Origin of the sequence: Methylocella tundrae, from assembly GCF_901905185.1 — a bacterium.
Taxonomy (GTDB): domain Bacteria; phylum Pseudomonadota; class Alphaproteobacteria; order Rhizobiales; family Beijerinckiaceae; genus Methylocapsa; species Methylocapsa tundrae.
The window spans coordinates 187,561-202,003 of sequence record NZ_CABFMQ020000098.1 but is presented as its reverse complement, the minus strand read 5'-3'; the positions used below and the strand labels follow the sequence as shown (position 1 = coordinate 202,003).

At 63.3% G+C, this 14,443-nt stretch carries 10 protein-coding genes and 1 other RNA gene; 5 read left to right on the top strand and 6 right to left on the bottom strand.

Going from position 1 to position 14,443, the window contains the following annotated elements; all coding sequences use genetic code 11:
- On the bottom strand, nt 1–213 hold a 213-nt coding region (locus MPC4_RS15915), incomplete at its 3' end, for a hypothetical protein (protein WP_210253668.1).
- A gap of 163 nt (nt 214–376) precedes the next feature.
- Between MPC4_RS15915 and MPC4_RS15910 the strand changes: the two genes are divergently transcribed.
- Both MPC4_RS15910 and pdeM read left to right on the top strand, forming a co-directional pair.
- Nucleotides 377–3,061, top strand: a complete 2,685-nt coding sequence (locus tag MPC4_RS15910) for a ligase-associated DNA damage response DEXH box helicase (protein WP_174513359.1) — start codon at nt 377–379, stop codon at nt 3,059–3,061.
- Between the two features lie 2 nt (nt 3,062–3,063).
- A complete protein-coding gene (pdeM, locus tag MPC4_RS15905) occupies nt 3,064–3,783 on the top strand; it encodes a ligase-associated DNA damage response endonuclease PdeM (RefSeq protein ID WP_174513358.1) in 720 nt (239 codons plus the stop codon).
- Between the two features lie 154 nt (nt 3,784–3,937).
- Here the strand turns inward: pdeM and MPC4_RS15900 are convergent, their stop codons facing one another.
- Nucleotides 3,938–7,246, bottom strand: coding sequence for a tetratricopeptide repeat protein (locus MPC4_RS15900; RefSeq protein ID WP_174513357.1), 3,309 nt, complete (start codon nt 7,244–7,246; stop codon nt 3,938–3,940).
- Between the two features lie 304 nt (nt 7,247–7,550).
- Here MPC4_RS15900 and MPC4_RS15895 point away from each other — a divergent pair, with 304 nt between their 5' ends.
- The gene (locus tag MPC4_RS15895; RefSeq protein ID WP_174513356.1) at nt 7,551–8,081 is read left to right on the top strand and encodes a MerR family transcriptional regulator; all 531 of its coding nucleotides are present in this window, start codon (nt 7,551–7,553) and stop codon (nt 8,079–8,081) included.
- A 370-nt stretch (nt 8,082–8,451) separates the two neighbouring features.
- Nucleotides 8,452–8,709: a hypothetical protein gene (locus MPC4_RS15890; RefSeq protein WP_134486349.1), complete on the top strand. Its 258-nt coding sequence runs from the start codon at nt 8,452–8,454 to the stop codon at nt 8,707–8,709.
- Nucleotides 8,710–8,917: 208 nt separating this feature from the next.
- Here the strand turns inward: MPC4_RS15890 and pnp are convergent, their stop codons facing one another.
- From pnp to nudC, 4 genes are all read right to left on the bottom strand, one after another.
- Nucleotides 8,918–11,065, bottom strand: coding sequence for a polyribonucleotide nucleotidyltransferase (gene pnp, locus MPC4_RS15885; RefSeq protein WP_174513355.1), 2,148 nt, complete (start codon nt 11,063–11,065; stop codon nt 8,918–8,920).
- A gap of 484 nt (nt 11,066–11,549) precedes the next feature.
- Complete coding sequence (gene rpsO / locus MPC4_RS15880) at nt 11,550–11,819, bottom strand: 30S ribosomal protein S15 (protein ID WP_134486353.1); 270 nt, start codon at nt 11,817–11,819, stop codon at nt 11,550–11,552.
- A gap of 471 nt (nt 11,820–12,290) precedes the next feature.
- Nucleotides 12,291–13,001, bottom strand: a complete 711-nt coding sequence (gene queC / locus MPC4_RS15875) for a 7-cyano-7-deazaguanine synthase QueC (RefSeq protein ID WP_174513354.1) — start codon at nt 12,999–13,001, stop codon at nt 12,291–12,293.
- Nucleotides 12,998–13,978, bottom strand: coding sequence for an NAD(+) diphosphatase (nudC, locus tag MPC4_RS15870; RefSeq protein ID WP_174513353.1), 981 nt, complete (start codon nt 13,976–13,978; stop codon nt 12,998–13,000). The genes queC and nudC overlap by 4 nt, the downstream gene beginning before the upstream one ends.
- A gap of 255 nt (nt 13,979–14,233) precedes the next feature.
- Here nudC and ffs point away from each other — a divergent pair.
- Nucleotides 14,234–14,330: signal recognition particle sRNA small type (gene ffs / locus MPC4_RS15865), an RNA gene on the top strand.
- Nucleotides 14,331–14,443: the final 113 nt, after the last annotated feature.

Below are 14,443 nucleotides of genomic sequence, written 5' to 3'. Positions count from 1 at the left end.
CCAACCGCCGTTCCAGCCGCCGCCACGCCAGCCGCCACCGCGCCAGCCGCCACCGCGCCAGCCGCCGCCGCCGTGCCAACCGCCCCCGCCATGCCAGCCGCCGCCGTGCCAGCCCTGCGCCGCCGCAGGCGCCGTCATAAATGTCGCAGCGGGTAGAGCGAGCGCGAGAGTAGAGACCGCCACAATGGCGCTTTTCTTCAATCTGCTCATCATTTTCGATCTCCTCACCTAAGGGCAGGCAAGCAAACCCACCGCCCCCTTAACCATACATATGGAGCGCCTCTCCTGAACGTCCAATGAATGACGACGCCGCCGATTGGTTCAACTTTAGGAGAGTTGAGGATCATTGCCGGCGCACTGAGAATTTTTTGCTGCGATGACTATTTCACGCTGGGGGCGCCCCGACGCGCCGCCCGCGCGCGGGCCGCCCCTCACGTTCCAAGGGCCTTTTGTGACTGGCTTCGACTTTGATCTTCCGCCGCGTTTTCTCGCCTGGTTTTCCGCGCGGGGCTGGAGCCCGCGCCGGCATCAGATCGAACTCCTGCGCTCGGCCCGCGAAACAAATACGCTGCTGATCGCGCCAACCGGCGCCGGCAAGACCCTCGCCGGATTTCTCCCGAGCCTTGTTGATCTCGAAATGCCGGCGAAACGGCGCGCCTTGCACACGCTCTACATCTCACCCCTCAAGGCGCTCGCCGTCGACGTTGAGCGCAATCTCGAGACGCCGATCGCCGAAATGCGCCTTGGCGTCAAGGTCGAGACGCGGACGGGGGACACATCGGCCGCAAAACGCCAGCGCCAGCGTCGCGATCCTCCCGACATTCTGCTGACGACGCCGGAGCAGCTCGCGCTTTTGCTCGCGAGCCCCGACGCAGAGCATCTTTTCGCGGGACTGCGCCATGTCGTCTTCGATGAGCTGCACGCTATCGCCGCCTCCAAACGGGGCGACCTCCTGAGCCTCGGCCTCGCGCGCCTGCGCTCCCTGGCGCCGGGGCTGCGGGCGATCGGCCTCTCTGCGACCGTTCGCGATCCCGCCGAACTGCGGCGCTGGCTTGCGCCGCAGGGGCGTGCAGAAGCCTGCGCCGCCCTTGTCATCGCAGAGCCGGGCGCGGCGCCGGACCTCTCCATCCTCGACACGAAGGAGCAGCTGCCGTGGGCTGGTCATAGCGCGCGCCATGCGCTGGGTGAAATCTACGCCGCGATCAGGGCCGCGAAGATGAGCCTCGTTTTCGTAAATACGCGCGCGCAGGCGGAATATATCTTTCAGGAGCTGTGGCGGCGCAACGACGATGGCCTTGCGATCGCCCTGCACCACGGCTCGCTCGACGTCCAGCAGCGCCGCAGGGTCGAGGAGGCGATGGCCGCTGGCCGGCTGAAGTCCGTCGTCTGCACATCGACACTCGATCTCGGCATCGACTGGGGCGACGTCGACCTCGTCATCAATGTAGGCGCGCCGAAGGGCGCGAGCCGGCTCGCCCAGAGGATCGGCCGCGCCAATCACCGGCTCGACGAGCCCTCGCGCGCAATCCTCGTGCCGGCCAATCGCTTCGAAGTGCTGGAGTGCCGCGCCGCCGTCGACGCCGCGCGGGAAGGCGCGCAGGATACGGCGCTGGCGCGCTCGGGCGCCCTCGACGTTCTTTGCCAGCACATACTCGGCATGGCTTGCGCCGCGCCCTTTGACGCCGCGGCCCTTTTCGCCGAGGCGCGGTCGGCAGCGCCTTATGCGGCGCTCACGCGCGAAACTTTCGAGTCCGCGCTCGCCTTCGTCGCGACCGGCGGCTATGCGCTGAAAACCTATGAGCGATTCGCCAGGATCAAGCAGACGCCCGATGGACGGTGGCGCATCGCCAATGGACGCGTCGCGCAGACCTACCGGCTGAACGTCGGGACCATCATCGAGGCTGATCTTTTGAAAGTGCGGCTCGTTCCCGGCGGCGCCAGGCCGGCGGCGACTTATACGGGTCCGCTGCGCCGGGGAGGGCGGGTGCTCGGCGAGATCGAGGAATCCTTCATCGAAATGCTGGCGCCGAAGGATACGTTTCTATTCGGCGGCGAGATTTTGGCGCTGCAGGGCGTTGTCGAAAACGAGGCCCTCGTTTCGCGCGCGAACGCCGAGACGCCAAAAATCCCCTCTTACGCCGGCGGAAAATTCCCTCTCTCGACCTATCTCGCCATGCGCGTGCGGGGCATCTTATCCAGCCCGGCGGGCTGGAGCGCCTTGCCGGATCAGGTCGCCGATTGGCTTGACCTGCAGCGCCAGCGATCCGCTTTGCCGCCGCCGGACGAGCTTCTCGTTGAGTCCTTTCCGCGGGGAGGACGCTTTTATCTCGCGCTCTATCCGTTCGAAGGGCGCCTCGCGCATACGACGCTCGCCATGCTGGTGACGCGGCGCATGGAGCGCGCCGGGCTGAAGCCGCAGGGTTTCGTCGCCAATGATTATGCGCTTTGCATCTGGTCCGTAAGCAATCTCGGCGCGCTGTTCGAGAAAGGGTCGGTGCGGCTGGAGGATTTATTGAGCGAGGACATGCTCGGCGACGACCTTGAGGAGTGGCTGGAAGAATCGGCGCTGATGAAGCGCACGTTTCGCAATTGCGCGATCATTTCAGGGCTGATCGAGCGCAATTTTATCGATCGGCGCAAGACCGGCCGCCAGGTCAAGATCTCGACCGACCTCATCTACGATGTGCTGCGCCGTCATGAGCCGCAGCATATTCTGCTGCGAGCGGCGCGCGCGGACGCCGCGACGGGGCTCCTCGACCTCGACCGGCTGGCGCATATGCTGACCCGCGTGCGCGGCAAGATCATTCACAAGGCGCTGTCTCGCGTCTCGCCGCTCGCCGTGCCGATCCTGCTCGAGATTGGGCGCGAGACAGTCTATGGGGAAGCCCAGGACGTCGTTCTCGCCGAGGCTGCGCAGACCCTTGTGGACGAGGTTCTCGCTGAAACTCCCGCAGCTCAGGAAAATCTTGCCAAGGCTGCGCCGGTGAGGAAAGGTCGCGGGAAGCCTCAGGCGGCGGCGCTTTCGAGCCGCTGGAAAGGCCGGAACAGGAGCTCTTTCTGACGATGCGGCACGCCGCCCGAAGACATTTGCGAGCGGAGGCTGTGCTCTCGATCCTCGACGTTGATTTTGTCGCCGACCCCCTGGGAGCGCTTTTCTGGCGCGAGGAACGCCTGCTCGTCGTCGCCGACCTGCATTTCGAAAAGGGTTCGGCTTTCGCAGCGAAGGGCGTTTTTCTGCCGCCTTACGACACCGCCGCGACTCTCGTCTCGCTTGCGCAGCTGATTACCTATTACGAGCCGCGATGCGTGGTCGCGCTCGGCGATTCTTTTCATGACGGCGCAGCCGGCGATCGCATGAGCGACGCGGACCGGAGCGGCGTCGGCGGCTTGCAGCGGGGCCGCGACTGGATCTGGATCGCAGGAAATCATGACCGCGAATTGCCGCGCGGTTTATCCGGCGAGGCGCGAAACGAACTCGCCGTCGGGCGGATGACGTTCCGGCATGAGCCAGCAGCGGGCGCGATCGGCGAAATCGCGGGGCATCTTCATCCCGTCGCCAGGGTCGCGGGGCACGGCGGCTCGGTCCGGCGCCGCAGTTTCGTCAGCGATGGCGCGCGTTGCGTGCTGCCGGCTTTCGGCGCCTTCGCCGGCGGCCTCAATCTGCATGATTCGGCCTTTGATCCGCTGTTCGGCGGCCCCGCGCGCTCATTTGCGATTCTCGCTCATGTGATGGGGAGGAACGCCGTCTACCGGGTTCCCCATCGGCTTTGCCTGCCGGACTGACCGCAGGGCGGCGGCGCGACTGTTGGCCGGCGCAAGAGAATAAAGAACATCATCGATTCCATGCATCTTACTTCGCGCGCCCAAAGTTTGCTTCGCGCGCCCAATGGGCGTTTGGCGTCTTGGCGCGCGGGCCGTCCTCCGGTCCCTCAAAACGCTAAAGATTCGACGCCTTCCTTTGCGTCGGAAGCGCTGCTGGCGCCGAGGCGATAGCCGGATTTCCAGAAACGCTGATTTCATTGACCGCGGGATCGAGCGTTCGCGGCCGGAAAGTGCTGGCCGCGGCCGTCGCGGCGGCGAGATCGGCCGGAGAAAGTTTCAGCGCCATCTCGTCGCGTTTACGGGCGGCCTCCTGATCGCCTGTCGCCGCCGCGATCGAAAACCAAGTGTAGGAGCGGGCGGCGTCGTGCGAGAGGCTTGAGCCTCGCGCCAAAAGAACGGCAAGGTTGAACTGACTGTCGCGAATGCCGAAGGCTGCGGCTTTTTCGAACCATGCCGCAGCTTTTGCATAATCCGGTTCGCCATCGACGCCCTCCGCGGCGAGAACCCCGAGATTATGCATCGCCCGGGCGTTGCCTTGCTCGGCAGCCGCGAGATAGAGGCTTTGCGCCCGCGCGAGATCGCGTCCGCCGCCGACGCCTTTTTCACTCAGCACCGCGAGGCGATATTGCGCAAGCGCCAGACCCTGATCCGCGGCTTTGGCGTAATATTGCGCCGCCAGCGCCATATCCTGCGAGCCGGCGCGCCCGTCGGCAAAACGGAGGCCAAGTTCGAATTGAGCTGGCGCGTCGCCGGCCTCTGCCTTGGCGCGCAGCTGCTCCAGCGGCATTCCGGGCAAGCTTGCGATGACCGTCGGAGCGCCGGCCAGCGGCTGCGGAGCCGCCGCGATGGGCGCAGGCGCGGAATGGATCACGCCAGCGTGTCCGGCGATCGCGCCGACAATGATCGGATCGCTTCCAGCTATGGCGTGCATGAAGGGCGCGCCGTGGCTCGGCGGATTTTCAGCCGGCGGGGGAGCTTGCCGCAGCGGCGACAGAACATTGAGGGGGGCCGGATCGAAGAGGCGCGAATCGCGCAGAGCCGCGTTCGCCTTGACATTATTCTGCGGTGCAATCGGCTCGCGCTTCATTGCCGCGGCGCTTGGCGGCGCCGCTTTGGCTGGTTTCACGGCGGCGGACGTCGCGCCAGGCGCCGCGAGCGTTGGCGGCCCTCCGGCGAGATTGCCGCCGCGCTGAGGCCGAAGGGCGCTGCTCGCGGCCCCTTTGCCGATCGCATTCAGAAAGCTTGTCGGACCGAGGCTTTTGAGGCTGCCATTTCTCGCGATCGTATAGGCGCCGAGGGCAAGGCACAGGGCGGCGATCGCCAGAAGGATCGGCCGCCGATGAGCGCTGAAAAAACCGCCACTCGCGCCGGCATGGTCGCCAGCCGGAGCTTGCCCCTTGAGAGAGCCGTCCGCTTCGAATTGCGCTGCCTGAGCCGCGCGCCGCGCCGCCGCGATGAAATCCGCGCGTCCGCCGCCGCCGGCTTCTCGCTCCGGCTGCGGCGGCTCGCCGGACGCTCGATGCTCGGGCGCCTCCCGTCTGCGCGGCGATCCGCTTCCAGGCTCGATCAGGAGATCGGCAGGCTCTACGTCCTTTTGGCCATTGGCCGCTGTTCCGTCGGCGGTCTGAGCGGCGTCGCGGCTGAAGAGGCTGTGGGTGACGCTCTCCTTCGTGCTGACGAGAACAGGGCCGGGCGCGCCGGAGAGGGGGCGCCGCTGTAGAGTTTCAGTCGAGAAAAAATCGCCTTCCTGATCGCCTCTCAGGCGGCGCTCGGCGCGGGGCGTCAGCAGCGGCAGCAGCCGGTCGGCCGCCGGGCGCATCTCCCCGAGATCAGCCTCCATTACGGCGAGCCGATCGGCGACTTTTGCAACAGTCTCCTGAACCGCGTTGAGAGCAAGATGTATGCGCTTGTCGGCTTCGTCGCGAGTGGCTCGCAAATCGGCGATTTCGCGCGTCAGCCGCCTGTCGTGACCGCCGCCTTCCGCCCGCCGATCGAGATCCGCCGGCAGAGCGCCCTCGCGGTCGGCGTCCCGGGCCGCGGCGTTCGACGCGATCTCGCGAATCTCTTCCATCTGCTCGAAAAGGCGGCTGATCGATTGCTCGAGACGAGCCAGGGAGGACAAGCCCTTATCGGCCCCGTCGAGACGCTCGGCGATGGCGCCGATTTCACGATCGAGCGATTGGATGGAAAGATCGCTGGCGCCGGGCTGCCGCGCCGCTTCTATCTTGCCTGCGAGCGATTGGACAATATCTTTGAGGCTGTCGGTCTCGCTCGCCGCCGCCGCCAGTCCGCTCTCGAGCTTTTCGGTCAGGCGCTTCTCGGCCGCCGCTACGCGCTCTGTCAATGTGTCGTAGGGGCCTGAATCGCAGCTTCGAGCAATGGCCTCCTCGACCTTTCGCGTCAACGCGCGAAGCTGCGCTTCGATCATTTCGATGGCCGAATGCGAGACAGCGGCATCGGCCGCCGCAGCGCGCCTCGTTGCGGCGGGGCGAGGCATTGGCGTCGAAACCGCGCCGTCGGGGCGCGGACCGGCGACAGGGGCGGCGGCCTGCTCGCCCGACGGAGGGGGCTCCTGCAAAGGCCGATTGAATTGTTCGCCGGGCCAGCCGCCCCGGCGGGCGGCCCGCAAATCAGCGCCAGCGCGCCGCTCGCCCAAGGCTCTCATAAGGGCGGTCAAATCGCGAATGCTAGCCTCGAGGTCGGGGAGCCTTTCAACCGGCGAAAGCGCTGGCGTTTCTGCGATGCGGCGCGGCCCGGCGGCTAAGCTTGCGGGGACCGGTTTTTCACCCGCCGCCGCGCTGCCCGCTGGCGCAAGCGGGTGCGGCGCGTCCATTTTTTCCAAGGTCTGCTGATCAGGCGAGGGGCTTGATTTGGCGAGTTCGGCGCGACGGGCGGCGGCTTTCCGGAGCCGCGCTTCGATTTCCGTCAAGGCGCCTGTCAAAGACTGATCGTCGTCATGGCCGCCGCCGGCGCGAAGGCGCTGCTCGATCTCGTCAAGCCGGCGCGTCAGTTCGGTCAGGCTCTCGCCGCCATCGGCATCCGGTGACGCGAAGACCTCCGCGCTTCTGCCCTCGGCGCCAGCCGATAAAGTCTGCGATTTGTGTTTGCGATCGGCGCTGGTGGGGCTGTCGGGCGATGGCGCGTCGGCCGCGCGTCGAGTCTTGCGGACGCCAGTTTCGGCGCCCGCGCCCTGTTCCGATGCGGCCGGAATTGGCCTCGATTGAACGATCTCATTGAGAATCGCGGCCATAGCGGCAAGGCTTTGGCTTAAATCGATCGGCGCATCACCGTCCGCCCCGCGAGAGGAGAGATCGGCCAAGGCTCTTTGCAGCCAGTCCTCCATCGGCGACAGCTGCTGGACGCCAGGGGCGGCTGCGCGTTGTCCACCGGCGCCGTTAACGCCCTCGGCGTTCGCCCTGCTCATCATGTCGTCCGGTTGCATCGCTGACGTTTCAAACTTGCGCCGTAGGAGTTCGGATTGAACCGGGGCGGCAGGTTGCAGTCGCCCGTATGCGCCGGCGGAGCCTCTCTCACTTTCGAAGTCTCAGGTAAACGTTGCGTTAAGATTGGCCACATTCTCCTCCCTCAAGCTTGGCGCAAGACCGTCTCGTCACAGTGAATGTCCGAAGCGGTTGTAAGTGGAATATATACAATCTTTGGTTGTGCTTACAACTAGAATTTTGCAACTTTCCTCAAAGCTCAGTTAACAGACATCGAGGGTGTAAGCCATGGATACAAATCCTTCGCGCGGCAATCAGTATCGGTCCGACGATGACGTTCACGAGGACGAAGATGCGTCGGACCAGCCGGCTGCGGCGCGGGCAAGGCGCGGGCCGGAGGGCTTCAGCACAATCCGCGAAATGGCCCGTGATTTTGGCGTCAGCATCCGCGCTTTGCGCTTTTATGAGGATCGTGATCTTCTTCACCCGAAGCGGGAGGGCGCGACCCGCCTCTACGGCGCGCATGAGAAGCGCAATCTCAAGATGATTCTCAAAGGGAAGCGGCTCGGCTTTACGCTGGCTGAAATCGGCGAGATGCTTCGCTCTCAAGGCGGCGCGCTTTCCCGTCTCGATGCGGATGAGCGGGTCGATCAGCCCTCCGAGGAAGTCGATCTGGAGCTTGCGCTGCCGCCCGAGCAGATCGTCGCGCAGATCGGTTATCTCGAGCGGCAAAGGAAAGAACTCGACGCCGCCATCGTTGCTTTGCGGCATGCCCATCGGCGGCTTCTCGAATCGCCATGCCGCGCGGCGATTGCGTGAACGGCGAAGATCAGCCGCAATACACGTGGCCGCTGCCGTTTGCGCTTATGGGCTTATGACCGCGCCATTCCGCGCGTCTGTTGGGGCAACGTTGAGCAAGCTTTGCTGAGCGCGTGGCGAACGTCTTGCCTGTTCAAAACAACCTGCGGGTGAAGAGCGCCTCGGAGGGGTCGGCCCAGCGCGCTCATGATGGCTCCTGCGGGCCTTCGGCGGGATCCTCCAAGCTGACGCAGGGCTCAAGCGCCTGAACGAACTGAAGCTTGAAAGCGCGGCCATCGGCCGCGCTTTTTTACGCCCGCGCAATGGCATCGATATTGCTTAGTAAAAGTTGCCTCGATACGCAGGCGGTCATTCTCAGCGGCCATCAAAAATGTCGGAAAATGTCATCAGCCTTCGCGGTCAATTTACGCCGCCGTCCAGCGAGCCCAACGCCACGGTCATCGAAGAATTGGAGCGTCTGCTCGAAGCCGCGCGCTCCGGCGAAATCTTGGGGTTGGCCGGCGCTTACGTGCACAAGGACAAAGTGGTCTCTTACTCCTATGCCGGCGCCGTCGCGAGCTATGGCATGCTGGGCGGCCTCGATTGCGTCAAAGAACGTCTTTTGCGGATCGCAATGGCGCGGGATTAAGCTGGAGCACGGACATTGGGCCGCTCGCTGCGATTTGGGCGCGGGCTCAACAAATAAAAAGGGCGCTCCAAAGAGCGCCCTCTATGTGTCAGCCAGAACATGACGCCGAAAAGTTGCCGACTTTTCGGACCCAGGTCACGCTCCAGCACAAAGGTGTAATGAGCAGCATGCGATTTTGCATGAACGCTTTCTGCTCTGGAGACGCGGCCTATTGGCCCGCGGCCTCCTGCTGTTCGGCCTTCTCCTTGCCTTCGAGATCTTCGCCGGTCTCCTGGTCGACGAGACGCATCGAGAGGCGAACCTTGCCGCGGTCATCGAAGCCGAGCAGCTTCACCTTGACCTTTTCGCCTTCCTTCACGACATCGGAGGATTTCGCGACGCGCCCTTTGGCGAGTTGCGAAATATGAACAAGGCCATCCTTTGAGCCGAAGAAGTTTACGAACGCGCCGAAATCGACAACCTTGACGACGGTGCCTTCATAGATCTGGCCGATTTCCGGATCGTTGGCGATGGATTTGATCCAGTTGATCGCCGCGCGAATCGAATTGGCGTCGGATGAGGCGACCTTAACCGTGCCGTCATCCTCAATATTGATCTTGGCGCCGGTCTTTTCGACGATCTCGCGGATCACCTTGCCGCCAGTGCCGATCACCTCACGGATCTTGTCGGTCGGAATCTTCAGGGTTTCGATGCGCGGGGCAAATTCGCCGAGTTCGGCGCGCGCGCCCGTTAGCGCCTTGGACATTTCGCCGAGAATGTGCAGCCGCCCGGCCTTCGCCTGGTCGAGGGCGACCCGCATGATCTCCTCGTTGATGCCAGTGATCTTGATGTCCATTTGCAGCGAAGTGACGCCCTCTTCGGTGCCGGCGACCTTGAAGTCCATGTCGCCGAGATGATCCTCGTCGCCGAGAATGTCGGAGAGCACTGCGAAGCGCTCGCCTTCAAGGATCAGCCCCATGGCGATGCCGGCGGTCGGCCGTTTCAGGGGAACGCCGGCATCCATCAGCGCCAGCGACGAGCCGCAGACGGTCGCCATTGAGGAAGATCCGTTCGATTCGGTGATCTCCGAGACGATACGGATCGTGTAGGGAAACTCCGCGGCGGTCGGCAGCATCGGCCGGATCGCGCGCCAGGCGAGCTTGCCATGACCGATCTCGCGACGTCCTGGCGATCCCATGCGTCCGGTCTCGCCGACCGAATAGGGAGGGAAGTTGTAATGCAGCAGGAAGCGCTCCTTATAGGTGCCTTCCAGGCTGTCGACGAACTGCTCGTCCTCGCCGGTGCCAAGAGTCGCGACCACGAGAGCCTGCGTCTCGCCGCGCGTGAACAGGGCCGAACCGTGGGCGCGCGGCAAAATGCCGACTTCGGCGAGGATCGGACGCACCGTCCTCACATCTCGTCCGTCGATCCTTATGCCGGCATCGAGGATGTTCCAGCGCACCACCTTGGCTTGCAGATCGTGGAAGACTTCGTTGACGAGTTCTTTCGAGAAGCGCGGCTCAGAGCCATCCGGAAACAATTCGCCGGCGACCTTCGCCTTCACGGCGTCGACGGCCTTGTAGCGATCCTGCTTGGCCGTGATCTTATAGGCTTCGCGCAGCTCCTCCTCGGCGATCTGGCGCACCGCCGCCTCGATCTCGCTTTTATCTGTGATGACAAGATCGCGCGGCTCCTTGGCGGCTTTTTCCGCGAGCCGGATGATCGCGTCGATCACCGGCTGGAAGCCGCGATGGCCGGTCATGACGGCCTCGAGCATGAGCGCTTCGGAGAGTTCTTTTGCTTCCGATTCGACCATCAAAACGGCGTCGCCCGTGCCGGCGACGACGAGGTCGAGAGCTGATTCTTTCAGTTCGTCGATGGTCGGGTTGAGCTTCAACGTGCCATTGATGTAGCCGACGCGCGCCGCGCCGACCGGACCCATGAACGGAACGCCGGACAGCGTCAGCGCGGCCGAAGTCGCAACCATCGACAAGATGTCCGGATCATTTTCGAGGTCGTGCGAAAGCACGGTCACGACAACCTGCGTATCGTTGCGATAACCATCCGGAAAAAGAGGGCGGATCGGGCGATCGATCAGGCGCGAGACCAGCGTCTCTTTTTCGGAGGGGCGGCCCTCCCGCTTGAAATAGCCGCCCGGGATGCGTCCGGCGGCAAAGGCCTTTTCCTGATAATTGACGGTGAGCGGGAAAAAATCGATCCCGGGCTTCGGCGATTTGGCCGAAACCACGGTGGCGAGAACCGTGGTTTCGCCATAGGTGGCGAGCACGGCTCCGTCTGCCTGACGCGCGATCTTGCCCGTTTCAAGCACTAGCTTCCGCCCGGCCCAATCCAATTCTTCCCGATGAATATCAAACATTTGTTCGTCTTTCTTGATTTGAAAGGCGAAGACTAGCCAGAGCAAGACGGCAAGAGGCTGTCGGAGGGATGCTGAAAAAGCCCCAAGGACAGCGCCTGGCGATCCTGCCATGGCGCGTTTGTCTTCGCCAAACGCCGGCGAACGGCCCCATGCCGCCCGTCCGCTTCAAAGCATAATGGCTACGATATAGATCCAGATATGCTTTCTAACATCCTGTTTCAATGCATGTTCTGTTCAAAGCCTAGCCGCTGTGGCGATGATCGAAGCGGCGGTCCAAAGGAGATGATCTAGAACATCCTTTTTCCGCCGCCGCCGCGTTCAAGGTCGCCCGGCCGAGGGTCTTCAACCACGGCCCGGGCATTTCGGCGCTTTGTAAGAGGGTCGCCGCTCGAGCCGCTCCGCGCCGCCAAGGGCCTTCGCCTGTCAGCTAAGCGCGAAGGCGCGGTCCTGGCCGAAACGCTCCTGCGCTTCGACCGATCATGCTTTAACGCCGGATGCCGAGACGTTCAATCAGGGATTTGTATCTCGGCTCGTCGTGAGCCTTGACGTAGTCCAGTAACTGTCGCCGTTGCGAGACGAGCTTCAAGAGACCACGGCGCGAATGATTGTCTTTGACGTGGGTTTTGAAATGCTCGGTCAAATTGACGATCCGCTCGGTCAGGATCGCGACCTGAACTTCGGGCGAACCTGTATCGCCAGCCTTCAATGCATATTCTTTGACGAGCGTCTGTTTGCGCTCCGGCGTGATCGACATCGTGTAGACCTTTCAAAATGACCACGGCCTGCGCTCGCCTTTAGCGCCGCTGGCTTCATGGAGGGGATTGACCAAAAGCGCAGCCGTGCCGGGATGTCGTCCAGCATGGTGGCGCTATCTGGATGCGCGAGGATCGCGTCGTCTCCTTATACAGAAAAGCAACGCCGATGGAAGAGGCGTTTGCAGCCAAGCATGAGGGACAGCGCCGTCGAGAGCTGGCCGCTTATGCAAATTATCTTCAAATATAGCAATGTCACGGAAGAAGTCGTTCATAGCAATCCTTCACCGCTTGTTTGAGTCTTCCCGGTAAAGCGAGAGGGAAGATCGGCGCCGAATGAATGAGCGATGATACTAGGCTGCCTCGGCGATGCGCTTGAGGCCCTGGCCGAGCATGAATATCGCGATAAGCATTAAGCATTATGGGCGTGATCAGCTGAGCGAGGCCGTCGAAGCCTTCACACAGCATCCCGCTCAGCCTGACGCGTATTCGCGCCAGCCCCTCGCCCGCAGCTCGCAGGCAGGGCAATGGCCACAACCATAGCCCCAATCGTGCCGGACGCCGCGCTCTCCAAGATAACAGGTGTGGGTGTCCTCCAGAATAATTGCGATCAGCGGCTTGCCGCCAAGACGCTCCGCGAGGCGCCAGGTGTCTGCCTTGCTCAGCCACATCAACGGCGTTTCCAAGTTGAATCGTGCGTCCATGCCGAGATTGAGAGCGAGTTGCATCGCTTTGACGCTATCGTCGCGGCAATCCGGATAGCCCGAAAAATCCGTTTCGCACATGCCCGCGACGATGCCGGTCAGGCCGCGCCGATAGGCGAGCGCTCCGGCAAAGGTGAGAAACATGAGATTGCGGCCGGGCACAAAAGTATTCGGCAGGCCGCGCTCATCCATGACGATCGCGACGTCATGCGTCATCGCCGTGGTCGAGATTTCAGCGAGCGCCGCGATACTGACGAGGTGATCCTCGCCGAGTTTTTCGCGCCAGGCCGGAAATTCGCGCGTTAATGCGTCGCGGATGATGGCGCGCTGGCTCAGTTCAATGCGATGTCTCTGATTGTAGTCGAAACCGATCGTCTCGACATGGTCATAGCGCTCCAGCGCATAAGCGAGACATGTGGTCGAATCCTGGCCGCCCGAAAACAGGGTCAGGGCCTTTCGGCCCAAAGGCTTTTCGCTCAAAGGCTTGCCGCTCCCCTGATATCGAAGGGGATGTCGTCATAAGCCCAGGCCGTCAGCAGAAGGTTCGCGATAGCGACTTTGGAGGGGCAGGTGAGGCCGGAAGGATGCGTCCGTTCGAGCATCCGGCGCACCTCGTCGCGGCGGAACCATCGCGCGTCCTCGAGCTCTTTATCGTCAAGGGAAAGATCACGGCCCAAAGCCTCGCCGATGCAGCCGATCATCAGCGAGCTTGGAAAGGGCCAGGGCTGAGAGGCGAGATAATCAACCCGGCCCACGGCGATTCCCGCCTCTTCGGCCACTTCCCGGCGCACGGCGTCCTCGATCGTCTCGCCCGATTCCATGAATCCGGCGAGGCAGGAATACATCTTTGGCGCGAAAGCCGCCTGTCGGCCGAGGAGGCAGTCCTCGCCATCGACGATCAGCATGATGACGGCGGGATCAGTGCGCGGGAAATGCTGCGCGCCGCAGCGGTCGCATCCACGGCGCCAGCCGCCGGCGAGGGATCTCGTCGGCGCGCCGCAGTTCGAGCAGAAACGGTGCCGCACGTGCCATGACAAAAGGCTCTTGGCTTCGCCGAGCGGACCGACGACCTCGGCCGGCAGGAGGCCCTGCGTCGCGATCAGGCGAATGTCGATGAAGGCGATCTTCTCGCCGGCCGGGGCGTCCTCCGACCGCTCAATGAGGCTGGCGAACAGCGCCAGCTCCTCGTCGCAGCCGAGGAAGGCGGTTTCCTGGACTTTGCCAAGCTCCGCCGCCTCGGCGAGGGTAAAAAAGGGATCGAACCCGCCGGGGCCGCGCTTCACGATCGGCAGGTCCTCGGAAAAAACCAGCGTGCGCGCAGTCTCCGAGCGGCTCATCTGTTCGAGAAATGCGGCGTCTTGGCGGCGCATCGACATGCGGTTCAGCGGATTGAGGGCAAAACCCGCGGACGCCGAGCGGTCCTTGACGTGAGGTGGATTGGTCGCGCTGCCGTGCATGGGTCGTCCTCGACTGGAGCATTTTCAAGCGAGGGCTATGCCGGGTCGCCTGCAGAAAAAGCGAGAAAACAAAGAACTGGACCAGGATCCGATGCGACTGAACCGGAAGGGTCTGGCGTGAGGCCGGGGCCACCTGCGGGAGAACTTAAGCCTTTCCGCCCCCGTCGCCAAATCCTGCGCGAATCAGCGCAGACGAATATTTGTCTCCTATCCAAAAAGGTTGCGAAATTTGCGGCGGCGGTCCAAATAGGGGGCGGGAGGTTGGCGGTGGACGCACCACTCGCCAACCGGGTCAGGTCCGGAAGGAAGCAGCCCTAACGAGACCGGGCGGGTCTCTGTCCAGCCTCCCACCTTGTAAAAAGCGCCGCAGCGACCGAGGCCGCCGCCGCGCCGAACGCAAAGCGTCCAACGGCTGACTTCGTTCAGGCCGTCTATGCCTCTTGAACGGGTCTGCTCTTGAACGGG

What these genes read in the sequence shown, in the direction of transcription:
- MPC4_RS15910 (WP_174513359.1), top strand. Translation starts at nt 377, where the DNA reads ATGACTATTTCACGCTGGGGGCGCCCCGACGCGCCGCCCGCGCGCGGG.
- pdeM (WP_174513358.1), top strand. Translation starts at nt 3,064, where the DNA reads ATGCGGCACGCCGCCCGAAGACATTTGCGAGCGGAGGCTGTGCTCTCG.
- MPC4_RS15900 (WP_174513357.1), bottom strand. Translation starts at nt 7,246, where the DNA reads ATGAGCAGGGCGAACGCCGAGGGCGTTAACGGCGCCGGTGGACAACGC.
- MPC4_RS15895 (WP_174513356.1), top strand. Translation starts at nt 7,551, where the DNA reads ATGGATACAAATCCTTCGCGCGGCAATCAGTATCGGTCCGACGATGAC.
- MPC4_RS15890 (WP_134486349.1), top strand. Translation starts at nt 8,452, where the DNA reads ATGTCGGAAAATGTCATCAGCCTTCGCGGTCAATTTACGCCGCCGTCC.
- pnp (WP_174513355.1), bottom strand. Translation starts at nt 11,065, where the DNA reads ATGTTTGATATTCATCGGGAAGAATTGGATTGGGCCGGGCGGAAGCTA.
- rpsO (WP_134486353.1), bottom strand. Translation starts at nt 11,819, where the DNA reads ATGTCGATCACGCCGGAGCGCAAACAGACGCTCGTCAAAGAATATGCA.
- nudC (WP_174513353.1), bottom strand. Translation starts at nt 13,978, where the DNA reads ATGCACGGCAGCGCGACCAATCCACCTCACGTCAAGGACCGCTCGGCG.